The 23734-nt window shown below is 71.6% G+C and carries 26 protein-coding genes; 7 read left to right on the top strand and 19 right to left on the bottom strand.

Features of this window, described 5'->3' with window-relative positions; all coding sequences use genetic code 11:
- Positions 1 to 103: 103 nt before the first annotated feature.
- The 4 genes from ABZT04_RS41425 to sigE form a co-directional block, all read right to left on the bottom strand.
- A complete protein-coding gene (locus ABZT04_RS41425; RefSeq protein ID WP_356064600.1) occupies positions 104 to 763 on the bottom strand; it encodes a hypothetical protein in 660 nt (219 codons plus the stop codon).
- A gap of 212 nt (positions 764 to 975) precedes the next feature.
- Complete coding sequence (locus tag ABZT04_RS41420) at positions 976 to 1416, bottom strand: sec-independent translocase (RefSeq protein WP_356064597.1); 441 nt, start codon at positions 1414 to 1416, stop codon at positions 976 to 978.
- Positions 1417 to 2023: 607 nt separating this feature from the next.
- Positions 2024 to 2998, bottom strand: coding sequence for an anti-sigma factor (locus ABZT04_RS41415; protein ID WP_356064595.1), 975 nt, complete (start codon positions 2996 to 2998; stop codon positions 2024 to 2026).
- Positions 2995 to 3768: an RNA polymerase sigma factor SigE gene (sigE, locus tag ABZT04_RS41410; protein ID WP_174447548.1), complete on the bottom strand. Its 774-nt coding sequence runs from the start codon at positions 3766 to 3768 to the stop codon at positions 2995 to 2997. The genes ABZT04_RS41415 and sigE overlap by 4 nt, the downstream gene beginning before the upstream one ends.
- 210 nt (positions 3769 to 3978) lie before the next feature.
- Between sigE and ABZT04_RS41405 the strand changes: the two genes are divergently transcribed.
- Positions 3979 to 4677 carry an O-methyltransferase gene (locus ABZT04_RS41405; protein WP_356064608.1) on the top strand — a complete coding sequence of 233 codons (699 nt, stop codon included), beginning with the start codon at positions 3979 to 3981 and terminating at the stop codon, positions 4675 to 4677.
- A 298-nt stretch (positions 4678 to 4975) separates the two neighbouring features.
- On the opposite strand, the gene ABZT04_RS41400 is transcribed toward ABZT04_RS41405, so the two are convergent.
- Complete coding sequence (locus ABZT04_RS41400; RefSeq protein WP_003966491.1) at positions 4976 to 5143, bottom strand: DUF3117 domain-containing protein; 168 nt, start codon at positions 5141 to 5143, stop codon at positions 4976 to 4978.
- Positions 5144 to 5518: 375 nt separating this feature from the next.
- On the opposite strand from ABZT04_RS41400, the gene ABZT04_RS41395 reads away from it, so the two are divergent.
- Entirely contained in the window at positions 5519 to 6322 is an 804-nt protein-coding gene (locus tag ABZT04_RS41395; RefSeq protein ID WP_356064593.1) for an enoyl-CoA hydratase-related protein, read from the top strand.
- Between the two features lie 6 nt (positions 6323 to 6328).
- On the opposite strand, the gene ABZT04_RS41390 is transcribed toward ABZT04_RS41395, so the two are convergent.
- A complete protein-coding gene (locus tag ABZT04_RS41390) occupies positions 6329 to 6901 on the bottom strand; it encodes a DNA-3-methyladenine glycosylase I (RefSeq protein WP_356064591.1) in 573 nt (190 codons plus the stop codon).
- Positions 6898 to 7245: a DivIVA domain-containing protein gene (locus ABZT04_RS41385; RefSeq protein WP_356064588.1), complete on the bottom strand. Its 348-nt coding sequence runs from the start codon at positions 7243 to 7245 to the stop codon at positions 6898 to 6900. Before ABZT04_RS41385 ends, ABZT04_RS41390 begins: the two co-directional genes overlap by 4 nt.
- Positions 7246 to 7380: 135 nt before the next feature.
- Here ABZT04_RS41385 and folP point away from each other — a divergent pair, with 135 nt between their 5' ends.
- Positions 7381 to 8241 carry a dihydropteroate synthase gene (folP, locus tag ABZT04_RS41380; RefSeq protein WP_356064585.1) on the top strand — a complete coding sequence of 287 codons (861 nt, stop codon included), beginning with the start codon at positions 7381 to 7383 and terminating at the stop codon, positions 8239 to 8241.
- A 13-nt stretch (positions 8242 to 8254) separates the two neighbouring features.
- On the opposite strand, the gene ABZT04_RS41375 is transcribed toward folP, so the two are convergent.
- The gene (locus tag ABZT04_RS41375) at positions 8255 to 9013 is read right to left on the bottom strand and encodes a TIGR00730 family Rossman fold protein (RefSeq protein ID WP_355922173.1); all 759 of its coding nucleotides are present in this window, start codon (positions 9011 to 9013) and stop codon (positions 8255 to 8257) included.
- 75 nt (positions 9014 to 9088) lie between these two features.
- Positions 9089 to 10168, bottom strand: coding sequence for a succinyl-diaminopimelate desuccinylase (dapE, locus tag ABZT04_RS41370; RefSeq protein ID WP_356064582.1), 1080 nt, complete (start codon positions 10166 to 10168; stop codon positions 9089 to 9091).
- Positions 10169 to 10253: 85 nt separating this feature from the next.
- On the opposite strand from dapE, the gene ABZT04_RS41365 reads away from it, so the two are divergent.
- A complete protein-coding gene (locus ABZT04_RS41365; RefSeq protein ID WP_356064579.1) occupies positions 10254 to 11243 on the top strand; it encodes a heavy metal transporter in 990 nt (329 codons plus the stop codon).
- A 287-nt stretch (positions 11244 to 11530) separates the two neighbouring features.
- A complete protein-coding gene (locus tag ABZT04_RS41360) occupies positions 11531 to 11983 on the top strand; it encodes an ATP-binding protein (protein WP_356064577.1) in 453 nt (150 codons plus the stop codon).
- Between the two features lie 78 nt (positions 11984 to 12061).
- Here ABZT04_RS41360 and ABZT04_RS41355 read toward each other — a convergent pair whose 3' ends face one another.
- Positions 12062 to 13156, bottom strand: coding sequence for a bifunctional succinyldiaminopimelate transaminase/glutamate-prephenate aminotransferase (locus ABZT04_RS41355; protein ID WP_356064575.1), 1095 nt, complete (start codon positions 13154 to 13156; stop codon positions 12062 to 12064).
- Between the two features lie 142 nt (positions 13157 to 13298).
- Entirely contained in the window at positions 13299 to 13619 is a 321-nt protein-coding gene (fdxA, locus tag ABZT04_RS41350; RefSeq protein ID WP_019058397.1) for a ferredoxin, read from the bottom strand.
- A 140-nt stretch (positions 13620 to 13759) separates the two neighbouring features.
- Here fdxA and ABZT04_RS41345 point away from each other — a divergent pair, with 140 nt between their 5' ends.
- Together ABZT04_RS41345 and ABZT04_RS41340 are read left to right on the top strand one after the other, a co-directional pair.
- Entirely contained in the window at positions 13760 to 14785 is a 1026-nt protein-coding gene (locus ABZT04_RS41345; RefSeq protein ID WP_356064573.1) for a GNAT family N-acetyltransferase, read from the top strand.
- Between the two features lie 17 nt (positions 14786 to 14802).
- On the top strand, positions 14803 to 15654 hold the full coding sequence (locus ABZT04_RS41340; protein ID WP_356064571.1) for a transglutaminase-like domain-containing protein: 852 nt from the start codon (positions 14803 to 14805) through the stop codon (positions 15652 to 15654).
- A 1-nt stretch (position 15655) separates the two neighbouring features.
- Here the strand turns inward: ABZT04_RS41340 and ABZT04_RS41335 are convergent, their stop codons facing one another.
- The 8 genes from ABZT04_RS41335 to ABZT04_RS41300 all read right to left on the bottom strand — a co-directional run bounded on the left by ABZT04_RS41335 (position 15656) and on the right by ABZT04_RS41300 (position 23702).
- A complete protein-coding gene (locus ABZT04_RS41335; RefSeq protein ID WP_356064569.1) occupies positions 15656 to 16270 on the bottom strand; it encodes a response regulator transcription factor in 615 nt (204 codons plus the stop codon).
- On the bottom strand, positions 16267 to 17475 hold the full coding sequence (locus ABZT04_RS41330; protein WP_356064606.1) for a histidine kinase: 1209 nt from the start codon (positions 17473 to 17475) through the stop codon (positions 16267 to 16269). Before ABZT04_RS41330 ends, ABZT04_RS41335 begins: the two co-directional genes overlap by 4 nt.
- A 5-nt stretch (positions 17476 to 17480) precedes the next feature.
- Complete coding sequence (locus tag ABZT04_RS41325; RefSeq protein ID WP_356064566.1) at positions 17481 to 18212, bottom strand: ABC transporter permease; 732 nt, start codon at positions 18210 to 18212, stop codon at positions 17481 to 17483.
- On the bottom strand, positions 18209 to 19135 hold the full coding sequence (locus ABZT04_RS41320) for an ABC transporter ATP-binding protein (RefSeq protein WP_356064564.1): 927 nt from the start codon (positions 19133 to 19135) through the stop codon (positions 18209 to 18211). The genes ABZT04_RS41325 and ABZT04_RS41320 overlap by 4 nt, the downstream gene beginning before the upstream one ends.
- Positions 19136 to 19273: 138 nt before the next feature.
- Positions 19274 to 22123, bottom strand: a complete 2850-nt coding sequence (locus tag ABZT04_RS41315; protein ID WP_356064604.1) for a hypothetical protein — start codon at positions 22121 to 22123, stop codon at positions 19274 to 19276.
- A gap of 84 nt (positions 22124 to 22207) precedes the next feature.
- Complete coding sequence (locus ABZT04_RS41310) at positions 22208 to 22624, bottom strand: DUF6113 family protein (RefSeq protein ID WP_356064562.1); 417 nt, start codon at positions 22622 to 22624, stop codon at positions 22208 to 22210.
- Positions 22624 to 23484 carry an N-acetyl-1-D-myo-inositol-2-amino-2-deoxy-alpha-D-glucopyranoside deacetylase gene (gene mshB / locus ABZT04_RS41305; RefSeq protein ID WP_356064560.1) on the bottom strand — a complete coding sequence of 287 codons (861 nt, stop codon included), beginning with the start codon at positions 23482 to 23484 and terminating at the stop codon, positions 22624 to 22626. Before mshB ends, ABZT04_RS41310 begins: the two co-directional genes overlap by 1 nt.
- 23 nt (positions 23485 to 23507) lie before the next feature.
- The gene (locus ABZT04_RS41300) at positions 23508 to 23702 is read right to left on the bottom strand and encodes a hypothetical protein (protein ID WP_019072052.1); all 195 of its coding nucleotides are present in this window, start codon (positions 23700 to 23702) and stop codon (positions 23508 to 23510) included.
- Between the last annotated feature and the right edge of the window lie 32 nt (positions 23703 to 23734).

Here is a 23734-nt window from a genome sequence, read left to right as displayed (position 1 = left end):
GGTCCAGGACGGCGTCAACGCCTGGGTCGCCCAGCGCGAGGCGGCGGGCGACACGGCCGCCGAGATCAAGACGGAGCTGGCCCAGTTCGACCAGTAGCCGCCGCTACTGAGCGTAGGTCGCGATGTCCTTGATCATGGCGAAGCCGAGCCCATACGCGCTCATGCCCCTCCCGTACGCCCCCACGTGGACCCCCGCCTGGGTCGAGCCGGCCAGCACCCAGCCGAACTCGGACTCGCGGTAGTGGAAGGGCGTCGGGACGCCGTCCACCGGCAGGGACAGGGTCGACCAGTCGGCGCCGGCGAGGTCGTCGGCCAGGACCCAGGCCGTCTCCGTCTGCTGCTCCAGCCAGTCGTCCCGCAGGGTGTGGTCCATCTGGCCGGGCCAGGTGAAGGACAGCAGCCCCACACCGGCGAGCCAGGCCGCCGAGGCCACCGAAGTGGCCTCCAGCAGGCCCGTGCCGTCGGCGGTGCGCCGGGCGGGGTTGCCCGCGACGGTGACGACCACCGCGAACTTCTCCTTGTCCTCCGTGCCCTCATTGCGTACGGAGGGCTCGTCGCCGTGCCCGATCGAACCGTGTTCGACGGCTCCGTCCGCCGCCATGCCCACCTGCATCAGCCAGCGCGGCCCCGTGAAGGCCTCGTCGAGGCCGTACCACGGGAAGGGCGCCAGCAGGTAGCCGTCGACCGTGCGCCGGGCGGAGGGGACCTGTTGTCCACCCTCCGCGGCCGGTGCCTGCGCGCCCACCCGACTCGTCGTCTCCATGCTCCGGACGCCTCCTCGCTCTCGTCGGACCGGGGCGGCCCGCCCCCCTTCGGGCGACTCGCCCGGTCCGCACAACAACTCGGCAGCATAGCCACCTCAGAGGAGACAGCCCGGAAAGCGCCCGGCGCGCGGGGCGCGCGGGGGCCGCGTTCAGGCCGTACGAGGGCGTGGCGAAGGTATGAAACGCGTCACGTGGAAGCCGCGCGCGAGGATCAGGTGGCGTCCGCGTCGAAGGGCGGGCGCTCGTCCTTCTCGGGGCCCTCGGGCTTCTTGGTCATGTCGAGACGACCACCGCTGGAGGGGGACGAAGAGGAGGAGGCGGAGGGGGTGTCCGCGCTCTGGACCGCCTCCGTGACCTCGGCCATCTCCTTCTTCAGGTCGAAGCCGTTGCGGATCTCCTTGAGCCCCAACTCGTCGTTGTCCAACTGCTTGCGCAGGAACGTCTTGGGGTTGAGGTCCTCGAAGTCGAAGTCCTTGAAATCCGGACCGAGCTCCTCACGGATGTCCGCCTTGGCGCTCTCCGAGAACTCGCGGATCTTCTTGATCGTCCGCATGACGTCCTGGATGACCTTCGGGAGCTTGTCCGGACCGAAAACGAGCACGGCGAGGACAATGATCGTCACCAGCTCTAGCGGTCCTATGTCATTGAACACCTGAAGCTCCTTGCGATGTCCTCGGTCCTCGGCCCTCGGGTCTGTGCGGTCTTCCGTGGTCCGGGCCGGGTCCACGGTACCCGGCGATCCCACCCGACCGGTACTGTCCCGGGGGCTACGAGTAGGTGTACGCGACCGGTTTTCCGGGTTGTTTGCCTTGTGGGGGCGGGGACGCGCCGCTCACCTGTGAGGTTTCTGTTAATTGGCCGCCTCGACCTCCGGTGGAGGACCCGAGGACCGGCGGTGGCGTCTCCCCAGAGCTGCTGTAGGGGCCTGTGGAGCCGTGCCGGGTGCGGAGAGCACCGCCGGGTGCTGGATGGGCGGCGCGAGCGCCCAGGGGCCTGGCTCGCTGTACGGCGGGGTGCTGTAGGGGTGCAGGGGGCGGGGTCGTGTAGAGGGGGCGACCCTCGCCCATGCCCACCCCGCCAACCGGAGATCCCAAGGCAGGGCGACCCAACTCAAAGTCACCGTGCCAACAGACTTACCCGCACCGCCAGTTGGTGGCCCACCCACAGAACGACCCGACTCTAATCGCCCCCACAACAGCCCCAGCCTCACCACCAACCGAGGCCCCCGAAACCGGCCGAGCCAAGGGGCGCAGGGCCGGTCAGTGGAAGGGGCGGGAGGAGGTGGTGGGGGTGGGAGTGGGGGACGAGGTGGTGTCGGGGGCTCGCAGCAGGCCGGGGGCCATCGCCTCGGCGGCGTTGGACCATGACGCGAGGGCGACCGGCGGGGTCGCGTTGAGCGGGCGTATCAGTGGGGACATGACTGCCGCTCCGGCCATCACCGGCGCGGTCAGCGTGTGCATGACCTCGTCGCTCCGGGCGGCCGCCGGAGACGGCACCCCGGGCAGCAGTGGTGCGGACACGGAGGTCGGTGCCACCGAGGTGTCGCCCAGCATCGACCGCTGGCTCGCGCCCTGCGCCAGCAGGGGCCCGACTCCACCACGACGACGCCCCGTCTCCGGGGTGGCCGCACCCGTGCCCTGTGTACGCGCCGGAGTCACACCGGCACCGCCCCGCACCTCGGCCGCGGTGTCGCCCGGCGTGACCGTGGCCACCCCGCCCAGCGCGATCGCGGCCAGCGACACCGCGCCGGCGGCGACGAACGCGAACCGCATCCCGCGCGTCGCCGAGCGGTCGGCGTCGTGCCGGCTGACGTCGTGGATACGGAAACCGTCACGGGCGGACGGAGAGGAAGGGGTCAGAGCTTTCGCGGCGTGCGGACCCGCCGGAACGTAGCCGAACTCGAAGGCGTCGAGCGGCCCGTCTCTTTTCACGCCGAAGAAGCCCACCCCGGCGAAGAGTCCCCCGCCGGGCGGCTCCTCGCCGTCCATGTCGTCGCCTCCCCCGGGCAGCCCCTGGAGGCGGGCCAGGAAGCTCTCGGAGGGAGGCGGCGGGGCCATTTCCGCGAACACGTTCTTCAGTCGGCGCTGCGCGTCGGCCTCGGCCTTGCACTTCGTACAGGTGGCCAGGTGCGCCAGTACGCGCTCGCGCGACTCATGACCGAGCTCTCCGTCCACCAGGGCGGAAAGTCGGTCTCCCAGATGCTGCTCAGCAGGCGTAGGACGTGATCCACTCACGCGGTCGCGCCCCCTCCCCCCAGCGCGGGCACACGCGCCACGAAGGAACGGCGCTCGGCCCGTGCTTCCGGCGAGCGGTGCGCGAGGGCCTTGCGGAGCTGGGAGCGGCCGCGGTGGATCCGGGAACGGACCGTGCCGAGCTTGACGCCCAGGGTCGCGGCGATCTCCTCGTAGGAGAGCCCCTCGATGTCGCACAGGACGACCGCCGCCCGGAACTCCGGGGCGAGGGTGTCCAGGGCCTGCTGGACGTCCGCGTCGAAGTGCGCGTCGTTGAAGACCTGCTGGGGGGACGGCTCGCGGCTGGGCAGGCGCTCGGCCGCGTCCTCCCCCAGCGCGTCGAAACGGATGCGCTGCTTGCGGCGGACCATGTCCAGGAAGAGGTTGGTGGTGATGCGGTGCAGCCAGCCCTCGAAGGTTCCGGGCGTGTAGGTCGACAGGGAACGGAAGACCCGGACGAAGACCTCCTGTGTGAGGTCCTCGGCGTCGTGCTGGTTCCCCGTCAGGCGGTACGCGAGCCGGTACACACGGCCGCTGTGGGTGCTGACGATCTCCTCCCAGGTGGGCGGAGTCCACGCCTGCCCGTCCGCGTCGGTGGAGAAGGTCGCGGTCTGGGCATGGTCAGCGGCGTGGCTGTGGTCAGCAGCGGTGTCGTTCACGGATTTCGGCCTGCCCGCCGATCCGAGAAAGCGCCGGAGCACTCCTCCCCGATCCACAGGTACAGCCGCACCTCCCCTGTCGGCTCTGGTGGTGTCCAGTGGAGCCCCTACCATAGCCACCTGCCCCGTTAGCTCCGGATAAGGGGTTTTACGAGAATTTGATACGGGCTCATACCGACCTTCCGGCGGTGCGAGCCGGTCCTCGTGCCCCGGCCCGGGCCACCGCCCGTGCCTCTGCCCGATGCGCTGATCCGTCCTCATCCCCCGCTCTCCCCTCCGGCCGTGTCCCCCAGTGCATTCCTCCCCCTCTAAACGCCCGGTCCCATCAGCAGGTTCCCGGCACCAACGGATACAGTCACGCCCAGGCAACCACGGGGACAGGAGAGGGTCATTACCGCCAACCGGCAGACGAGCTGGGCGTTCGCCGACGCCTATGTCGCCGAGGACGAAGCGCTGCGCTGGGCCCGTGACCGGGCCCGCGAGGCAGGGCTGCGCTCGGTGTCGCCCGGCACGGGCGCCGCGCTGCGGATGCTCGCCGCCACCGTGGACGCGAAGGCGGTGGCGGAGATCGGGACCGGGACCGGCATCTCCGGAATGCATCTTCTGCACGGCATGCGGCCGGACGGGGTACTGACCACCGTCGACCAGGAGCCGGACCACCAGCAGTTCGCCCGCCAGGCCTTCCGCGCCTGCGGCTTCGCCAGCAACCGGGCCCGCTTCATCCCGGGGCGCGCCCTGGACGTGCTGCCCCGGCTCGCGGACGCCGGCTACGACCTCGTGTTCTGCGACGGTGACCGGCAGGAATTCCTGGACTATCTCGCTGAATCGTTGCGCCTGCTGCGTCCGGGTGGCCTGGTGGTCTTCGAGGGCGTCTTCGCCAACGGCCGGACCGTCGACTCCGGCCCCCAGCCCACCGAGGTACTGCGCCTGCGCGAACTGCTGCGCGCCGTACGCGAGAGCCCGGAACTGATCCCGTCACTCCTCCCGGTGGGCGACGGCCTGCTGTGCGCGGTCAAGCGCTGAGCGCTCCGCCGGGCGTGCGGTGTCATGCCGCTGGAGTTGCCGGGTCATGCCGCCGCTCGGCCGCGGCACCGTCTCGGCCGGCCGCGCCCCCCGCGGCGGAGCCGCACACCCAGACAGCCCCTGCGGCGTCTGGTCGGCGCCCGCGAGCGAGGGCATGCGGCCGCCCGCACCGCGCCGCGTCAGCGGCATGGCCCGCCCTTCCCGGGCCGCCCCATCCCGTAGAACCCGGAAAAGCAGCTACCCCGGCACCATCTCGGGTACCGGGGTAGCTGAAGGGGTATGGTCGCGTTCCGCCGCGTCAGCCGACGACCTTCTTGAGGGCGTCGCCCAGCGCGTCGGCCTCGTCAGGGGTCAGCTCGACGACGAGCCGCCCGCCGCCTTCGAGCGGAACGCGCATGACGATGCCCCGCCCCTCCTTGGTCACCTCGAGCGGGCCATCGCCCGTCCGCGGCTTCATGGCCGCCATGCTCGTTCCCCTTCCTGAAACCAGCTCATCGTCGCCGACGGCCCCATGGAGGGCACGCGCGGCCCCTAATGAGACACGCGTCACCGGCATCGAACACATTGCTTCCAAGCCATTATCCCGCATCTCAGGACCCGATGACCAACATCAGTCGGCATCGCTTGGGCAACGCGCGCGAGCAAAACCACTCAATTCGCCGATGCGACTGCGATACTGCGCCGCCGCGCGGACCCTGGCCGACCGAATTCGGGCCCGAATTCTTTGACGCAGGTCACACGTCCGGTCCGGTGCGCGGACGGTGATCTCCGCCATGCTGTCCTACGGACGTAGGGCGTACCGGCCGGTACGCCACAGCGGCGACACCGGAGGGGACACACCATGGCCGACACCGTGCTCTACGAGGTGAGCGACGGACTCGCGACGATCACGCTGAACCGCCCCGAGGCGATGAACGCGCTGAACGTCGCGACCAAGGTCGCCCTCCGGGAGGCGGTCCAGGCCGCGGCGGGGGACGACGCCGTACGGGCCGTGCTGCTGACCGCGGCCGGGGAGCGGGCGTTCTGTGTCGGGCAGGACCTCAAGGAGCACATCACGCTGCTGGCCGCCGACCGGGAGGCCGGGACGGGGGTCACCATGACCACCGTGAAGGAGCACTACAACCCGATCGTGCGGGCGCTGGCCGGGATGGCGAAGCCCGTGGTGGCCGGGGTCAACGGCGTGGCGGCCGGGGCCGGCTTCGGGCTCGCGCTGGCCGCGGACTACCGCGTCGTGGCGGACACCGCCGGTTTCAACACCTCCTTCGCGGGCGTGGCGTTGACCGCGGACTCCGGGATCTCCTGGACGCTGCCCAGGGTCGTCGGACCCGGGCGCGCCTCCGACCTGCTGCTGTTCCCGCGCACGATCACGGCGCAGGAGGCGTACGACCTCGGGATCGCGAACCGTCTGGTGCCCGCCGCCGAGCTGCACGCCGAGGCCGGGAAGGTGGCCCGGGCCCTGGCCGACGGGCCGACGGTGGCGTACGCGGCGCTCAAGGAGGCGGTGGCCTACGGCTTCTCGCACACCCTTGAGGAGACGCTTCAGAAAGAGGACGAACTTCAGTCCCGCGCGGGCGCGTCGGAGGACCACGCGATCGCCGTGCAGGCCTTCGTCAACAAGGAGAAGCCGAAGTACCTGGGCCGCTGAGCGGACTCAGAGGCGGCGGGACACACAGTCCACCAGGTGGTCGTCCACCAGTCCGCACGCCTGCATCAGGGCGTACGCCGTGGTCGGCCCGACGAATCTCAGGCCGCGCTTCTTCAGGGCCTTCGACAGGGCCGTCGACTCGTCCGTGACCGCCGGGACGTCCCCGAGTGACTTCGGGGCCGGGCCCGGCGCCGGGGCGTGCGACCAGATGAACTCGTCCAGCTCGCCCGGCGCCCAGTCGGCCAGCACGCGCGCGTTGGCGATCGTCGCGTCGATCTTGGCGCGGTTGCGGATGATGCCCGGATCGGTGAGGAGACGTTCGCGGTCGGCGTCGGTGAAGGTCGCCACCTCGGCGATCCTGAAGCCGGCGAAGGCCGCGCGGAAGCCCTCGCGGCGGCGCAGGATCGTGATCCAGGAGAGGCCCGACTGGAAGGCCTCCAGGGAGAGGCGTTCGTAGAGGGCGTCGTCGCCGTGGACCGGGCGGCCCCACTCCTCGTCGTGGTAGGCGAGGTAGTCCTCGGTGGACAGCCCCCAGGGGCAGCGCAGGGCACCGTCCGGACCGGCCACGGCGTCGCTCACTGGTGGTCGCCTTCCGCGGGCTTCTCGGTCGGGAGGCGGTGGGCCCGCGCACCCGCCAGCGCGGACTCCAGGTCGGCGATCCGGGCGTCGCGCTCGGCGAGTTCGGCGCCGATGCGGCCCAGCGCGTCGTCCACCTCGGCCATGCGGTAGCCCCGCGCGGCGAGCGGGAACCGAAGGGTCTCCACATCGGCGCGGTTGACGGGCCGGTCCAGGGGCAGCGGGTCGTCGAGGCGCTCGGGCGCGCCGTCGGGGAGCGGGGCGCTGTCGCCGCCGCCGATCACCGAGAGGGTCACGGCGCCGACCACGACGGCGAGCGCGACGACCAGGAACAGGAACATGAACATCGCTGGGGTCTCCACAGGCGTCGAGGTCGGACGTGCCGAAGCCGAATGTGTCAGGGTCCGATCGTGCCATGCGACGCTGACAGTTAGGGTCTCAGGCGGCTGAAGACCGGTACGCACTAGGAGAGGTCACAGGGGATGCTCAGGCTGGGCAGGCGTGAATTCGACGCGCACGAGCCGGTGATCATGGCGATCGTGAACCGGACCCCCGACTCCTTCTACGACCAGGGGGCGACGTTCCGCGACGAGCCCGCCCTCGCGCGCGTGGAGCAGGCGGTCGCCGAGGGGGCCGCGATCATCGACGTCGGCGGGGTCAAGGCCGGTCCCGGCGAGGAGGTCACCGCCGAGGAGGAGGCGCGGCGCACGGTCGGTTTCGTGGCCGAGGTGCGGCGGCGCTTCCCAGACGTGATCATCAGCGTCGACACCTGGCGGCACGAGGTCGGCGAGGCCGTCTGCGAGGTCGGCGCGGACCTCCTGAACGACGCGTGGGGCGGTGTCGATCCCCGGCTCGCGGAGGTCGCCGCGCGCCATCGCGTGGGCCTGGTGTGCACGCACGCCGGCGGCGCCGAGCCGCGCACCCGGCCGCACCGGGTGACGTACGACGACGTCATGGCCGACATCCTGCGCGTGACCCTGGGTCTCGCCGAGCGGGCCGTGGCACTGGGCGTGCCCAGGGAGTCGGTGCTGATCGACCCCGGGCACGACTTCGGGAAGAGCACCCGGCACAGCCTGGAGGCGACCCGGCGCCTCGGCGAGATGGTCGACACGGGCTGGCCGGTGCTGGTCTCGCTGTCCAACAAGGACTTCGTGGGCGAGACCCTGGACAAGCCGGTCAAGGAGCGGGTCGTCGGCACGCTCGCGACCACGGCCGTCTCCGCGTGGCTGGGCGCCCAGGTGTACCGGGTGCACGAGGTCGCCGAGACCCGGCAGGTGCTGGACATGGTGGCGTCGATCGCGGGGCATCGGCCCCCGGCGGTGGCCCGTCGGGGGCTCGCGTAGCCGCAGCGGACTTCTAGCGGCCGGCTTCCTTCGAGACCAGCGCGACCGCCTCCTCCACGTCGTCCGTGACGTGGAACAGCAGGAGGTCCTTCTCCGACGCCTTGCCCTGGGCGATCAACGTGTTCTTCAGCCAGTCGACCAGGCCGCCCCAATACTCGCTCCCGAACAGCACGATCGGGAACCGGGTGACCTTCTGGGTCTGCACCAGGGTCAGCGCCTCGAAGAGTTCGTCGAGGGTGCCGAGGCCGCCGGGGAGGACCACGAAGCCCTGCGCGTACTTGACGAACATCATCTTGCGGACGAAGAAGTAACGGAAGTTCAGCCCGATGTCGACATAGGCGTTGAGCCCCTGCTCGAAGGGGAGCTCGATGCCCAGGCCGACGGAGATGCCCTTGGCCTCCAGGGCCCCCTTGTTGGCCGCCTCCATGGCACCGGGGCCGCCGCCCGTGATGACGGCCCAGCCGGCCTCCACCAGGGCGCGTCCGAGCCGTACGCCCGCCTCGTACTCCGGTGAGTCCGCCTTGGTGCGGGCCGAGCCGAACACGCTGATCGCGGGCGGCAGTTCGGCCAGCGTGCCGAATCCTTCGATGAACTCCGACTGGATGCGCAGGACGCGCCACGGGTCGGTGTGGACCCAGTCCGAGGGGCCGCCCGCGTCCAGGAGGCGCTGGTCGGTCGTGCTCGCGGTCACCTGGCCGCGCCGCCGGAGGACCGGTCCCAGGCGCTGCTCCTCCGGTGGCTGCTTCTTGCCCTCGGGGTTGCCTGTAGCCATGTGCGCTCCCTCCGCTTGCCGTGTTTCCACCTCAGCGTAGATCTACGCGGGTTACGGAGGGGGGACATACGGATGTCAGGCGGTGAGCCAGTTCCGCAGCCGCCGCTCCGCCTCGGGGATCAGGGCCGCCTCGACCCGCTCGTCGACCTTGTGGGCGAGGAGTTGGGCACCCGGGCCGTAGTTCACCGCGGGCACGCCCAGCGCGCTGAAGCGGGCCACGTCGGTCCAGCCGAACTTGGGGCGGGCCTCGCCGCCGACGGCCGCCATGAAGGCCGCGGCGGCCGGGTGGGTCAGACCGGGGCGGGCCCCTCCGGTGTGGTCGTCCACGACGAACTCGTCGACCCCGCAGTCGGCGAAGTAGTCGCGCACGAACGCCTCCGCCTCGGCCTCGCTGCGGTCGGGCGCGTAGCGGAAGTTGACGACCAGGGTGCACGCGTCGGGGATGACATTGGTGGCCACGCCCCCTTCCACACGCACCGCGTTGAGGCCCTCGTGGTACTGGAGGCCGTCCACGACGGGTGTGCGGGCCTCGTACGCGGCGAGCTTGGCCAGCGCCCTGGAGGCGGCGTGGATCGCGTTGGAGCCCATCCACGCGCGCGCGGAGTGCGCCCTTTCCCCGGTGAACTTCAGGAACATCCTCAGAGTGCCCTGGCAGCCACCCTCGACCTGACCGTCCGTCGGCTCCAGGAGGACCGCGAAGTCGCCCTCCAGCCACTCGGGACGTTCCTCGGAGACGTGCTTGAGGCCGTTGAGGTGGGCGGCGACCTCCTCGTTGTCGTAGAAGACGAACGTCAGGTCCCGGTTGGGGGCCGGGACCGTGGCCGCGATGCGGAGCTGGACCGCGACGCCGGACTTCATGTCGCAGGTGCCGCAGCCCCACAGGACGCCGTGCTCGTCGAGGCGCGAGGGGACGTTGTCCGCGATCGGGACCGTGTCGATGTGGCCCGCCAGGATGACGCGTTCCTTACGGCCGAGGTGCGTACGCGCGACGACGTTGTTGCCGTACCGGTCGACCGTCAGGTGCGGCAGGGCCCGCAGCGCGGTCTCGACGGCGTCCGCGAGGGGCTTCTCGCCGCCGCTCTCCGAGGGGAAGTCGACGAGCTGAGCGGTGAGCCGTGCGGCGTCCAGCGTGAGGTCAAGTGGGGTGTCGGCCATGGCGCCGACCCTAACGCGAACGGCCGGGCCGCCGGTTGTCCACACCCTGGGCGTGAGTGACAGGAGCCTCCAGTACCTTGTGGGGATGCCTGAGCAGTCCCCCACTCCGAAGAGGCGTCGACGAGGCCGCCTCTTCCGATTCTCCTCGGCCCTCGTGGTGCTGCTCGCGGTCGCGGGCTATCTGGTCGTTCAGTACGTCACCGGCGGCCGGGGCGGGCCCGGTTGCAAGGTGGTCTCCGGCAAGGGCGACGGCCAGGAGTACGAGTTCACGCAGGAGCAGGCGATGAACGCGGCGACGATCGCCGCCGTCGGTACCGGCCGCGGTATGCCCGAGCGGGCCGTGACGATCGCCCTCGCGACCGCGCTCCAGGAGTCGCAGCTCGTCAACATCAAGCACGGCGACCTGGATTCGCTCGGCCTGTTCCAGCAGCGGCCCTCGCAGGGCTGGGGCACCAAGAAGGAGATCCTGGACCCGGCGTACGCGGCGGGCGTCTTCTACCAGCACCTGGCCAAGGTGTCCGACTACGAGAAGCTCCCCCTCACCGTCGCCGCGCAGCGCGTGCAGCGCAGCGGATTCCCGGAGGCGTACGCCAGGCACGAGGCCGACGCCACGCTGCTGTCCGCCGCCCTGACCGGGCAGGCGGCCGCCACGCTGACCTGCCAGGGCCTGCCGGACACCACGCGGACCGCGACCGGCCCGGACGCCGTACAGACCGCGCTGGTACGGGACTTCGGCCGCGAGGTGCTGAAGGAGACCGGCGCGGAGGTGACCGGCGAGTCGACGTCCGGGGCGAAGTCCAAGGCCACGTCCAAGACCAAGGCCACGCCGTCGCCCAGCGCGAGCGCGACGGGCGGGAACAGCACGGTGACCCTGCCGGTGCGGTCCGGCAGCACGAAGATCGGCTGGCAGCTCGCGCACTGGGCGGTGGCCAACTCCTCGGAGCTGCACATCGAGCGCGTGTCGTACGCCGGCCGCGAATGGGCCGCCGGCAGCGCGAACGACCCGTGGCACTCGACCGACACCAAGGCCGCGGGAGGGGTTCGCATCGTGACCGAGAAGCAGGCCAGGCAGTAGGTGGTCGGGCAGTAGTACGGGTCCTCACCCGTAGGGGTCATGCGCGGGCGGTCCGAGCCCGGCCGCGCCCAGGTCGTCGCGCCGCCTCCTCCACATACGCCGGACCCCTTGAGAACAAAGGGCCGTCCCCATTCGGCAGACTTTCGGACCGGGCGCTCTTTGTCCGTTTTTATCCGTAGCTGATAATGCGACGCATTACCAACTCTTTACGTTGTCGCTCCGCAACCTTCGCGCGCTTCGAGCGGTAGTCACTGCGTCCGAGCCCGGAGATCAACACAAGGAGCATCATGACCCTCCCCCTGACCCGCCGGATCGCCCGTGCCGCGCTGCTCGTAGCAGCGGGAGCGGCAGCCGGGGTCGGTGCGGCCGGCTCCGCCAGTGCGGCCCCCTCCCTGCCGGCCACCCCGAACCTGAGCGGGCTGACCGCTCTGGACGGGGCGAGCGTCGGCAACACGGTCGACGGCGCGAGCCAGAACGTCACGGGGGTCGCCGGCAAGTCCGGTGGCCAGACGCTGGAGAAGGCGGTACCGGCCGCAGGCAAGACCGGTGGCAAGGTCGCGAAGACGGTCGCACCGGCCGCGCAGCACGTCGCCGGGGACACGGCGGGTCAGGCCGGTGGCCTGCTCGGCGAGACGGCGAAGACGGCGACGTCGGGCGGCGGACTGCCGACGGACGCGGTCACCAAGGGCGGACTGCCGTCCGCGCAGGAGCTGCCCCTGAAGGGTCTGCCGCTCGGCTAGTCAGCCGGAGCCGAAGGGGTCCAGGGATTTTCCCTGGGCCCCTTTTCCATGCCGGTATCCCGCAAAAGACGCGGACCGTCAGCCGAGCCGATTCACGGCCGCCCGTACCCGCTCGTCCGTCGCCGTCAGCGCCACCCGTACGAAGTGTTCGCCCGCCGTGCCGTAGAAGTCGCCCGGCGCCACCAGGATGCCCAAGCCGGCCAGGTGGGCCACCGTGTCCCAGCAGGACTCGTCCCGGGTCGCCCACAGGTAGAGGCTCGCCTCGCTGTGCTCGATGCGGAAGCCGTGGGACACGAGGGCCTCGCGGAGCAGGGTGCGGCGGGCGATGTAGCGCTCGCGCTGTTCGCGGACGTGGGTGTCGTCGCCGAGGGCCGCGACCACCGCCGCCTGGGTGGGCGCCGAGGTCATCATGCCGCCGTGCTTGCGGATCTCCAGGAGCGGGCCGAGGACCGCCGGATCGCCGACCAGGAAGGCCGCGCGGTAACCGGCCAGGTTCGAGCGCTTGGAGAGCGAGTGCACCGCGACGATCCCGTCGTAGGAACCGCCGTTGACGTCCGGGTGCAGGACCGAGACCGGGTCGGCCTCCCAGCCCAGTTCGAGGTAGCACTCGTCGGAGAAGACCAGGACACCGTGCTCACGAGCCCAGGCGACGGCCCTGGTCAGCTCGTCCTTGCTCAGCACCCGGCCGGTCGGGTTGGAGGGCGAGTTGAGCCAGAGGAGCTTCAGGCCCTGGGGGTCCAGAGTCGTCGGGTCGTCGTAGACCTCGTAGTCGGCGCGGGCCAGTCGGGCGCCCACCTCGTACGTCGGGTACGCCAGGCGCGGGTAGGCCACCCGGTCGCCGGGGCCCAGGCCCAGTTGGGTGGGGAGCCAGGCGACGAGTTCCTTGGAGCCGACGATCGGCAGGAGGTGGCGGTGGGTGACGTCCCGGGCGCCGAGGCGGCGCTCGACCCAGCCGGTGATCGCGTCGCGCAGGGCCGGGGTGCCCCAGACCGTCGGGTAGCCGGGCGAGTCGGCCGCGTCGATCAGGGCCTTCTGGATCAGGTCGGGGACCGGGTCCACCGGGGTGCCGACCGAGAGGTCGACGATGCCGTCCGGGTGTGCCGTCGCCGTCTTCTTGTACGGCTCCAACTTGTCCCAGGGGAAGGTGGGCAGACGGTCGGAGACTGCGGACACGGTTCCTCGCTCACTCTCTTCGGTACAGCAGGTACAGCAGGTACAGCCGGTACGACCGGTACGGCAAACGCCTCGGCCCCGTACGGCGATCGGGGTGATCAGGCCGTACGGGACCGAGGCGGCGCGTCGGTGCGGGCCGCTCTTACTGGTTCTGCGGCGGCAGCGCGGCGACGAAGGGGTGGTCGCGCTCGATCAGGCCCAGCTTGCTGGCGCCGCCGGGGGAGCCGAGCTCGTCGAAGAACTCGACGTTCGCCTTGTAGTAGTCCTTCCACTCCTCGGGAGTGTCGTCCTCGTAGAAGATCGCCTCGACCGGGCACACCGGCTCGCAGGCTCCACAGTCGACGCATTCGTCCGGGTGGATGTACAAGGACCGGGAGCCCTCGTAGATGCAGTCGACCGGGCACTCCTCGATGCACGCCTTGTCCTTGACGTCGACACAAGGCTGCGCGATGACGTAGGTCACGCTGTCGTTCCTCCTCGATAGGGCGCTGGCGGGCCTCCGTAGGCTCCGCCGCCAGGCGCGCTGGAGCGCGGCGTCGTCCATGCCCGCCCCTAGTATCTCCGTTCCGGGGCGTGATCCATACAGGAGGGGTGAACTGACCTGTGGAAATCTCTGCGGCTGGACGTCTTGAGGTCCGCGTAACCGCCGCTGACGTGGGTAAACGGGTCTCGGTCCGGCGCTTGAGCGAGGGTGAAGACACGGCGGAGAAGTTCACCGACACGGTGGGTGTTCTCACATCATGGGACAGCGGTGTGCTCACGATCACACGCAAGAGCGGCGAGTCCGTCCGGATCGCGGAATCCTCGCTGGTCGCGGGCAAGGTGGTCCCGGCCGCTCCGGCCCGCCGCCGGGGACCCTCCGCCGGCTACCGGGAGCTGGCCCGGGTCGCCGCGCGCGGCTGGCAGCCGGTGGAGCGCGAGCGGCTCGGCGAGTGGGAACTGCGGGCCGCCGCCGGGTTCACCCGCCGCGCCAATTCCGTGCTGCCGCTCGGCGATCCCGGCCTGCCCCTCGACGAGGCCCTCACCGCCGTACGACGGTGGTACGGAGAGCGCGGCCTGCCCGCCTACGTCCAGACCGCGACCGGAGCCGAGGGCACACAGGAGCTGCTCTGCGCCGAGCTGGAGCGGCGCGGCTGGACCCGTGAGGTGACGGCCGAGCTGTGGACCGGGGCGCTGGCCCCGGTCGCCGACCGGGCCGACGCGTCCGGGGTCGTCCTGTCCAGGACGGCCGACGAGGCGTGGCTGGCCCGCTATCAGCGCAAGGGGGTGAGCGAGGTGGCCCTGAAGGTACTGGGCGGAGGACCGTCGGTGTGGTTCGCGACCGTGCCCGGCGAGGGCGCCGAGCCCGCCGCGATCGGGCGGTGCGTGGTCGACGGCCGGTGGGCCGGCTTCGCCGCGGTCGAGGTCGATCCGGCGCTACGGCGGCGGGGGCTGGCCTCTCTCGTCATGGCCGCGCTGGCCTCGCGGGCGCTGGACGAGGGGGCGTCGGCCGCGTGGCTGCAGGTCGAGGCGGACAACGCGGGGGCGCGGGCGCTGTACGCCGGGATGGGATTCGGGGTGCATCACGCCTACCACCACTACCGCGAGCCGGCCCCGACCGGTGACACCGGTCGCGACGGATCGTCGTGAGGGGGTTCGAGTTCGCCATGTCCGCTCCCTGTCCCCCGCCGCCCGGGCGGTCCGCGCAGGTGCGCGGCCGGTTCGCCGAGGAGGTGCGGTCCGAGCGGCCCGATCTGACCACGCTGTGCCTGCTCGTGGGCGCGGCGGCGGACGGGGCGCTGGACGACGCGGGCATCGACGCGGCGCAGATGGAACTGGACCAACTGGCCGGACAGGTGCCCTTCCGCCCCGGCGGCCCGTCCGCCTGGGCGAGCGCCCTGCGCCAACTCCTCGGCGTCCGCTTCGAGTTCCGCGGTACGCCCGCCGACTACCAGCGGCTGGAGTCCTCGCTGCTGCACCAGGTGCTGCGAAGGCGGCGCGGGCTGCCCATCCTGCTGTCCGTGGTGTGGATGGAAGTGGCCCGGCGGGCGGGGGCTCCGGTCTACGGGGTCGCGTTGCCGGGGCACTTCGTGGTGGGGTTCGGGCCGACGGAGGAGCAGGTGCTGGCCGATCCGTTCGACGGGGGACGCGTGCTGTCCGGGGCGGACGCCGAGTTGCTGGTGGCCGGGGCCACGGGGGCGGCGCTGCACCCCTCGATGCTGGCGCCCGCGGCGCCTCTTGAGGTGGTGTCGCGCGTCCTGAACAACATCCGGGCCTGGGCCGCGGCCCGGCCGGAGCGGTCGGAAGTGGCGTTGTGGGCCGTCGAGTTGGCGTTGCTGCTGCCTTCGCATCCGGCACGGTTGCGGTACGAGCGGGCTCAACTGCTGGTCCAGCGGGGGGATTTCCTCACCGGCGCGGCCGAACTGGAGGCCTACGCCGAGGTGGTGGCCGCGGTGGACGAACCGGCCGCCGACCAGGTGCGGCGTCAGGCCCATTCGGCCCGCTCGATGCTCAACTGACCTACAGCCAGCCCTTCTCCCGCGCGATCCGCACCGCCTCCGCCCTGTTGCGCACCGCCAGTTTCTGGATGGCGGTCGACAGGTAGTTGCGCACCGTGCCCTGGGAGAGGTGGAGGGCGGTGGCGAGTTCGGCGTTGGTGGAGCCGTCCGCCGCCGCTCTGAGGACCTCGCGTTCGCGGTCGGTGAGCGGGTTGGCGCCCTCGGCCAGGGCCGCCGCCGCGAGGGTGGGGTCGATGACCCGCTCCCCCGCCAGCACCTTCCGTACGGCTGCGGCGAGTTGGGCCGCCGGGGCGTCCTTGACCAGGAACGCGTCGGCGCCCGCCTCCATCGCGCTGCGGAGGTAGCCGGGCCGGCCGAAGGTGGTGAGGACGACCAGCTTCACACCGGGGAGTTCCTTGTGGACCCGGGCCGCCGCCTCGATGCCCGTGCAGCCCGGCATCTCGATGTCGAGGAGGGCCACGTCCACGGCGTGCTCCCGGACCGCCGCCAACACCTCGTCGCCGCGCGCCACTTGGGCGACGACCTCGATGTCGTCCTCCAGGCCGAGCAGCGCGGCCAGTGCCTCGCGGACCATCGACTGGTCCTCGGCGAGCAGGACCTTGATCGTACGGCTCATGCGGGCGATCCTACGTCCGCCGAGGAGACCTGAGCGTCGGCGGGCACCCGTGCCACCAGCCGGAAGCCGTGTTTGACGCGGGCCGCCTCCAGGGAGCCCCCGACCTTCTCCAGGCGCTCGGTCAGCCCGCTGAGACCGTTGCCCGGGCCCTTGCCGGAGCCGCCCGAGCCGTTGTCCTCGACGGACAGTTCGAGCATCGGGCCGTCGAGGGTCTGACGCCGGACCAGTTCCACGACACACCGCTGGGCGCCGCTGTGCCGTACGACATTGGTGACCGCCTCGCGCAGGGCCCAGGCCAGCGCGGACTCGCTGTCCTCGGGGAGGTGGGCGAGGTCCGGTTCGACGGGGAGGTCGGCCGTGACCCCGGCCGCCGTCAACGCGATCTGGGCGCCCGCGAGTTCGTCGGCCAGGCGGGGGCGGCGGTAGCCCGTGACGGCCTCGCGGACGTCCACCAGGGCCTGGCGGCTGACCTGTTCGATGTCGGCGACCTGCTGGGCCGCCTTGTCGGGGTGGTCGGGGAGCATCCGGCCGGCGAGTTCGCTCTTCAGGGTGATCAGCGAGAGCGAGTGGCCGAGCAGGTCGTGCAGATCACGGGCGAGGCGCAACCGCTCCTCGTTGGCGGCGAGTTGGGCGACGGTGGCGCGGGCCTTGCGCAACTCGACGGTCGTGCGCACGAGTTGGCGTACGCCCGTCATGGAGTACCCCACCAGCAGCACCACCAGGAACAGGCCCCAGGCGTCGTCCAGGTCGTCGGCGGCCCATCCCGCCAGCATCATCGCGGCGGTGGTCAGCGGGATCGTCCAGTAAGCGGTGGTCAGCGGGAGGGTCACCCCGCAGGTGACGGAGACGTACACGAAGACGCCGAGCCAGGCGCTGCCGAAGCAGAGGGCCAGGACGAGGCCCAGCACCCAGAGCACGGCGACCAGCGCGACGATCGTCCCGCCGGCGTAGGGCCGGCCCATGGTGCGGAAGACCACGGCCAGATAGGTCCCGACGAAGACCAGCAGTCCCGCCCAGCCGGCCGCCGTGGCCCAGGTCGTGTGGTGGCCCGAGGCCAGGTCGCCCACCGGGGAGCCGAGGAAGACCAGCCAGGGCAGGACCCACACCAGCTTGCGGATCACCTCGGCCCGGTTGCGGGGCGGCCGTCCGATGCGCACCAGCCGCTCCGCCCGGACTTCCTCTTCGGACCGCGGGTCTTCGGTCATCGCGCTCACGCCTTCAGCGTGTCCTTCCGGTACAGCCACGCCGCCCCGCCCGCGAACAGGGCGAAGTAGACGACGAGGAGGGTGACGTCCTTGGCGTGGGGCGACTGGCTCTGCTCGATGGCCTGCCCCAGGGCAGCGTACGCGTGTGTGGGCAGCCACTTCGCGATGTCCTGCAGCCAGGTCGGGAAGGTCGTGGACGGGAACCACAGGCCGCCGAGGATGGACAGGCCGAAGTAGATGATCATCGTGATCGGGCGGACCGCGTCCCCGCTCGCCAGATACCCGATGGCCACGCCGAGCGCCGCGAAGACGAGGCTGCCGGCCCAGATCGCGCCGGTCAGCGCGAGCCACTGCCAGGCGTCCAGCCGTACGTCCTTCACCAGGGCGGCGACGGCGAAGACGACCACGATCGACGGCAGGCTGACCACGGCGGCGCTCGCGGTCTTGGCGAGGACGTAGCCGCGCCCGGGCAGCGGGGTCAGCCGGAGCTGCCGCACCCAGCCGTTCTCGCGCTCCTTGGCGATGCGCTCGCTGTTGCCCATCAGGACGGCGGTCAGGGCGCCGAAGGAGGCCATGGAGACCATGACGTACTTCGCGACGCTCAGGCCGGTGCCCTCCACGTTGCCGGTCTGGTTGGAGACCAGCAGGAAGATCACCGAGGGGTAGATCACCGAGAAGAACAGGAACTTGCGGTTGCGCAGGGCGCGGGTGAGTTCCAGTCGGATCAGGCTGTTCATGACTGCTTGGCCTCCTCGGCGGTGGTGATGGCGACGAAGGCCTGCTCCAGGCCGAGTCCGGCGACTTCGAGGTTGCGGGGGTAGACGCCGAGGCCGTAGAGCGCGTGGACGGTCGCGTCGGCGTCGGTGGACTGGATGCGGACGGTCGATCCGCTGATGTCGATGGTGGTCAGGAAGGGCAGGGACCGCAGCGGCGCCTCGTCGATCTCGCCGTCCAGGTCGAAGGCGACCCGGCGCGCGCCGGCCTTCGCCTTGATCTCGGCGGAGGTGCCGTCGGCGAGCAGCCGGCCGCGGTGCAGGACCAGCACGCGGTCCGCGATGGCGTCGGCCTCTTCGAGGTAGTGGGTGGCGAAGAGGACCGTACGGCCCTGGTCGGCCTGTTCGCGCATGGTGGCCCAGAAGGCCTGCCGGGCGGAGACGTCCATACCGGTGGTGGGCTCGTCGAGGACGATCAGATCGCTGTCGCCGGCCGTCGCGAGGGCGAAGCGGACGCGCTGGGCCTGGCCGCCGGAGAGCTTGTTGACCTTGCGGTCGGCGATCTGGGCGATGCCCGCGCGGGCGAGGACGTCGGTCGCCTTGTACGGCTTCGGGTGCAGGTCGCAGGCGAGCCTCACCAGTTCGGCCACCGTCACCTCGTCCATCAGCCCGCCGCTCTGCAGCATCGCGCCCACCCGCCCGGCGACGATGGCCTCGCGGGGGCTGGCACCGAAGACGCCGACCCGGCCCTGGTCGGCCTGCTTGAGGCCGAGCAGCAGGTCGAGGGTGGTCGACTTCCCGGCCCCGTTCGGACCCAGCAGGGCCACCGTCTCGCCCGGGTGGAGCGCGAGCGACAGACCGTCGACGGCCCGTACGCTGCCGTAGCTCTTGCTCACCTGATCGAACTCGACCACTGGGCTGGTGGTGGTCGCCGCTGTTGTCGTCATGCCCTCATCGTGGCCGCCGGCGGCCGGTGCCCGGCAGTGTCGGCGGTCCGGTGTGCCGCATGACAGTTGTCATACGACGTTCCTACGACGAGGGGGCACCCGGCGAGTGCCGGGTGCCCCCTCGTTTCGGCTGAGCCCCTAGCTGGGGTTCGTGACGATGATCCCCACCCGGTCGGTCTTGCTCACCAGCGCCTTGCGCAGGGCCAGGTAGACGTCCTGGGGCGTGACGGCGGTCTTCTGGCCGGTGGCCCGGGTGATCTTCACCCCGTCGAAGGCGTTGCCGTAGAGCTCCTTGAGCGCGGTCAGGTCGGGGCTGTCGACGAGCTTGCCGTCGACGGCCTTCACCTTGAGGAACTTCCACAGGGAGTTCTGCGGGCTCATCGGCACCGAGACCCCGGTGTCCGTCTTGACCGTGACCAGCCCGGACATCGCCGGCTGGGCGAAGGCCTTCATCTCGCGGTCGACCTCGGCGTTCGAGACCGTCGGCTGCTTGGTGGTGGTCGGGACCGTCACCGCGGTGGCGGTATCGGTCTCGATCTCGGCGCGGTACGCGGCCTCCACGGCGTCGGCTGAGCCGCTCGCGTCGATGGCCTTGCCCGCCTTGCCGTAGACGGCGACCGCCTTGCCGGCCTTGAACTCGATCGTGCCCTCGGTCACCGCGCCGGAGCCGGAGCCGCCGCCGAGGTCCGCCAGGGCGGCCTGGAGCTTCTCCTCGTCGGTCGGCATGTCGGGCTGGACGACCCGGTGCTGGCCGAAGAGCGAGCCGATCACGGAGACCGGGTTGTAGTCGCTCGTGGCGGCCGCGCTGACCGTGGACGCGAAGTCGAACTGCAGCCCCGCCTGGTCCGGCTTGAGCGAGACCGTCTTTCCGCCCACCGACAGCTTCAGTGGCTTGTTCACCCGGTCGCCGAACGCGTCGTCGAGCTTCTTGACGGCGTCGTCACGGGTGCCGCCGCCGATGTCGACGCCGAGCACGGTGGTGCCCTTGGGCACGTCGGTGTGGTTCATCAGCAGCCCGGCGCCGTAGGCACCGCCCGCGAGGACGAACACACCGACGAGGAGCAGGACCAGCTTGCTGCGGCCCTTCTTCTTTTTCTTCGCCGCGCTCTTGCCCGCGTTCTTGGCGGCCGGCGCGCTCTGCGTCGAGCCGGGCTCGGGCAGCTTCGGGGGCGTGTGCGGCAGCGGCCCGTCGGGGTGGGCACCGGGGCCGAACGGCGGGTTCCCGGTACCCGGGACGACCGGCATCCCGCTGGTGACGGTGTGTCCGGAGACCTGGTCGGCGGGGGCGCCGTAGCCGGGCTCGGGGGCCGGCTTCTGCGGGGTGAGGATGGCGGTGTCGTCGCTGAGACCACCGCCGGGGATCATGCCGGGCCCTCCGGGGGTGGCGCCGGGTCCACTGGGGGCGCCCATGCCGGGGCCGCCGGGACCCATGCCGGTGCCCGGACCACCCGGTCCGCCGGGACCAGCACCCGGACCACCAAGCCCAGAGCCAGGACCTCCCATGCCGGGACGACCAGGTCCACCGGGGCTCATGCCCGGACCACCCGGTCCGGCACCGGAGCCACCGGGGCCCATGCCCAGTCCACCGGGACCACCGGGACCGCCAGGGCTCATGCCCGGGCCTCCGGGCGCCATTCCCGGACCACCCGGTCCGGCACCGGGACCACCGGGAACGTCCATGCCAGGACCGCCGGGGCCCATGCCCGGTCCGCCGGGACCAGCACCCGGACCACCAAGCCCGGAGCCGGGACCACCGGGGCCTCCCACGCCGGGACCACCAGGTCCACCGGGGCTCATGCCCGGACCACCAGGCCCCGCGCCGGGACCCTCGGAGCCCCTGCCCGGTCCGCCGCCGCCATGCCGGCCGCGACGCCCGCCCGGGCCGCCGGGTCCACCGGCGCCGCCAGGCCCACCCGCGCCGCCAGGTCCGTCGACGTAACCGCTCAATGCGCTGGGTGCCCCCGGTTCGCCGCCCGTCGAGGGCGACATGAGGCCGTCGCCGGTGACCGGACCGCCGGTTGGGCCCGCAGGACCCTCGGGTCCGCCCTGGCCGCCGCGCCCGTTCGGGCCGTTGAAACCGCTCGGCCCACCGGGGCCGCCGTGGCCATTGGCCTCAGGGAAACCACCCTGTCCGCCTTGCCCGTTGGGCCCGGGGAAGCCACCCTGTCCGCCCTGCTCGCCCTGCCCGTTCTCCGAGAAGTACGGCAGGTCGTCGCGGCGCGGTTCGCCGGGGCCGCCGTTCGGGCGTGAGCCGTTGCCCGACTGTCCGGCCGCCGCCAGCGCCTCGGTCACGTCGAAGGAGCCGGTGCCGCCGCCGTGCCCGGGGGCGACGGGTCCCGCGCCGGTGGCACCGCCGAGTCCGGCACCGTTCGTGCCGCCCTGACGGGTCGCTCCCGTCACGGTCATGCCGCCGACCACACCACCGGGACGGCCGGCGCTCGGCCGGGCTCCGCTCGGGGTTCCGGCGGCCGAACCGCCGGGAATCCCGGCCCCGTTGGTGCCGCCACCGCCCTGACCGCCCTTCGCAGGGCCGGACTTGCGGGGTGCGAACCAGTCGCTGGTCTTCTCCTCGGCCGTCGGCAGCGCGATCTCGGCGGTCGGCTCGACGATGCCCGTCGCCGTGGGCATCCCGCCACCGGGCAACGGCATTTCGCCGGTCGACTCGCTCTCACCGGTCTCGGCGTCCGCGACGGGCGTGCGCACGACGACCGGCGGAATGGGCCGCGACCCCGGGATGTTGATCCGGATCCGGGTCGTCAGCGTCGTCTCGGTCTTGCGTTCCTCCGGCTGCGCGGCCGAACGCCCCGCGTCCGTACGGTCGTCGGAAGCCGCGGGCGTCCCGTACGGCGGGGTCCCCGAGGGGTAAGCGGCTCCGCCGCGCCCGTCGGGCCCGGAGGACGGAGTGTCAGTTTCACGACTCAAGGCAGGTTCTCCCGGTTGGCTCCGCCGCCCGACACCCACGGGCGACTCGGCGGCGCGCACCACCATACTGGCCACTTCTTGGCGGTATCCCACGGCCGCTGGGGAAACCCACACCGGACTCGCACGCGCGCCTCACCGCGAAGTGGTACGTCACTTGCCAAGTCGGACGTCAGGACCGCTTGGTTGCCGCCCCAAACCCAACGTGGCACACATCACAGCAACAGCCATTCCGCCGAGCAGGAAGAGATAGGAACCGACTCCCGCGCCGAAGAGGAAGTCGCCTTCCGGGCGGCTGGCGGTGAGCAGGATGACGGCGACCATCCAACCGGCGGCGGGCGCCACGGCACCGCCCCGTCCGTCGGCCGCTCTCGCCCCGCCGAGGAAGAGTCCGGCCGCTCCCACGAGCGCGAGCAGCAGCCCGCCCGGGAACCACGCGGCCTGCACCAGCGCCCCCGCCACCCCGACGACCGCGCCGAGCACGAAGAGGCCCAGATAGGCCAACACCCGTAGCCCGGAAGGCCGTTGCAGCGGCTGGGCGAGCAGGCTGCCGCCCTGGTTGGCGCTCATCACAGGCCCAGCCCTTCGAAGAGGTCTGTCTCGGGCGTCGGACCGCCGGCCTCGCCCTGGACCAACTCGTAGTACTCAGTGGTGAGGATCGGCTGCGCGAGGTAGTTGGAGAGCACGAAGTACGGCTGGTCCGGGGCGACTTCGATCTGGGTGGCGTGCGCGCGCATGGCCGCGGTCTTGGCGGCCGCGTACGCGGAGCCGTCGATCGCCGCGGTGATCCGCTCGCCGTCCACGACACCCGGTACGTCGTCCACGGCGGCCGCCTCGGCGAAGGGCAGGTCCGGCAGCGCGGCGCGGAGCCGCGCGAAGCCCTCCTCCACGACGGGCCGGGGGACGCGGTTCCAGTAGACCTTGGCGATCGGGTGCCCGGCGTCGGCGGCCAGTTCGGCGGCGCGCATGGCGACGCGGTGGGCCTGGATGTGGTCGGGGTGGCCGTAGCCGCCGTCGGGGTCGTAGGTGATCAGGACCTGGGGGCGGCTCTCGCGGATCACCTCGACGAGATGTCCGGCGGCCTCGTCGACGTCGGCCTGCCAGAAGCAGGCGGGGTCGTCGTTGTCCGGGGTGCCCATCATCCCGGAGTCCTGGTACCACCCTGCGCCGCCCAGGAAGCCGTGGTCCGCGACGCCGAGCGCCTTCATGGCGGCCGTGAGTTCGCGCTCCCGCTCCGCGGCCAGGTCGGAGCCCGACAGATGCCGCAGTGCGGGCGGAATGACCTCGCCGTGCTCACCGAGGGTGCACGTGACCAGTGTCACGTGGGCACCCTCGGCCGCGTACTTGGCCATGGTCGCGCCGTTGTTGATCGACTCGTCGTCCGGGTGCGCGTGCACCAGCAGCAGACGACGGCCGGGCAGTTCCGTCATGCGCCCACCCTAAAGGTGAGCCGTCAGAACTTGATGCTGCCGATCATGCTCGCGATGTTCGTCGTGAGATCGCTGATCGTGGGCGCGACCGTCGAGGAGGCCAGATAGAACCCGAGGAGGACGCAGACGACCGCATGCCCGCCCTTCAGCCCTGATTTCTTGACCAGAAGGAAGACGACGATCGCCAGCAGCACCACCGCCGAAATCGAGAGTGCCACGGCGGCTCACCTCCAATGATCCCAGGGACTCG

The organism is Streptomyces sp. NPDC005492, assembly GCF_040605995.1.
Lineage (GTDB): Bacteria > Actinomycetota > Actinomycetes > Streptomycetales > Streptomycetaceae > Streptomyces.
Note: the sequence above shows the minus strand (reverse complement) of the source record. Positions and strands in the feature narration are given on the sequence as shown.

Excerpts from the sequence above, each read along its gene's own strand:
- mshB (WP_356064560.1), bottom strand. The coding sequence starts at position 23,484 with ATGACGGAACTGCCCGGCCGTCGTCTGCTGCTGGTGCACGCGCACCCG.
- dapE (WP_356064582.1), bottom strand. The coding sequence starts at position 10,168 with ATGGCCGACACCCCACTTGACCTCACGCTGGACGCCGCACGGCTCACC.
- ABZT04_RS41400 (WP_003966491.1), bottom strand. The coding sequence starts at position 5,143 with ATGGCGGCCATGAAGCCGCGGACGGGCGATGGCCCGCTCGAGGTGACC.
- ABZT04_RS41375 (WP_355922173.1), bottom strand. The coding sequence starts at position 9,013 with ATGGCTACAGGCAACCCCGAGGGCAAGAAGCAGCCACCGGAGGAGCAG.
- ABZT04_RS41385 (WP_356064588.1), bottom strand. The coding sequence starts at position 7,245 with ATGTTCATGTTCCTGTTCCTGGTCGTCGCGCTCGCCGTCGTGGTCGGC.
- ABZT04_RS41335 (WP_356064569.1), bottom strand. The coding sequence starts at position 16,270 with ATGAGCCGTACGATCAAGGTCCTGCTCGCCGAGGACCAGTCGATGGTC.
- ABZT04_RS41330 (WP_356064606.1), bottom strand. The coding sequence starts at position 17,475 with ATGACCGAAGACCCGCGGTCCGAAGAGGAAGTCCGGGCGGAGCGGCTG.
- ABZT04_RS41310 (WP_356064562.1), bottom strand. The coding sequence starts at position 22,624 with ATGAGCGCCAACCAGGGCGGCAGCCTGCTCGCCCAGCCGCTGCAACGG.
- ABZT04_RS41325 (WP_356064566.1), bottom strand. The coding sequence starts at position 18,212 with ATGAACAGCCTGATCCGACTGGAACTCACCCGCGCCCTGCGCAACCGC.
- sigE (WP_174447548.1), bottom strand. The coding sequence starts at position 3,768 with ATGGTAGGGGCTCCACTGGACACCACCAGAGCCGACAGGGGAGGTGCG.
- ABZT04_RS41395 (WP_356064593.1), top strand. The coding sequence starts at position 5,519 with ATGGCCGACACCGTGCTCTACGAGGTGAGCGACGGACTCGCGACGATC.
- ABZT04_RS41365 (WP_356064579.1), top strand. The coding sequence starts at position 10,254 with ATGCCTGAGCAGTCCCCCACTCCGAAGAGGCGTCGACGAGGCCGCCTC.
- ABZT04_RS41315 (WP_356064604.1), bottom strand. The coding sequence starts at position 22,123 with ATGGTGGTGCGCGCCGCCGAGTCGCCCGTGGGTGTCGGGCGGCGGAGC.
- ABZT04_RS41340 (WP_356064571.1), top strand. The coding sequence starts at position 14,803 with ATGTCCGCTCCCTGTCCCCCGCCGCCCGGGCGGTCCGCGCAGGTGCGC.
- folP (WP_356064585.1), top strand. The coding sequence starts at position 7,381 with ATGCTCAGGCTGGGCAGGCGTGAATTCGACGCGCACGAGCCGGTGATC.
- ABZT04_RS41360 (WP_356064577.1), top strand. The coding sequence starts at position 11,531 with ATGACCCTCCCCCTGACCCGCCGGATCGCCCGTGCCGCGCTGCTCGTA.
- ABZT04_RS41320 (WP_356064564.1), bottom strand. The coding sequence starts at position 19,135 with ATGACGACAACAGCGGCGACCACCACCAGCCCAGTGGTCGAGTTCGAT.
- ABZT04_RS41425 (WP_356064600.1), bottom strand. The coding sequence starts at position 763 with ATGGAGACGACGAGTCGGGTGGGCGCGCAGGCACCGGCCGCGGAGGGT.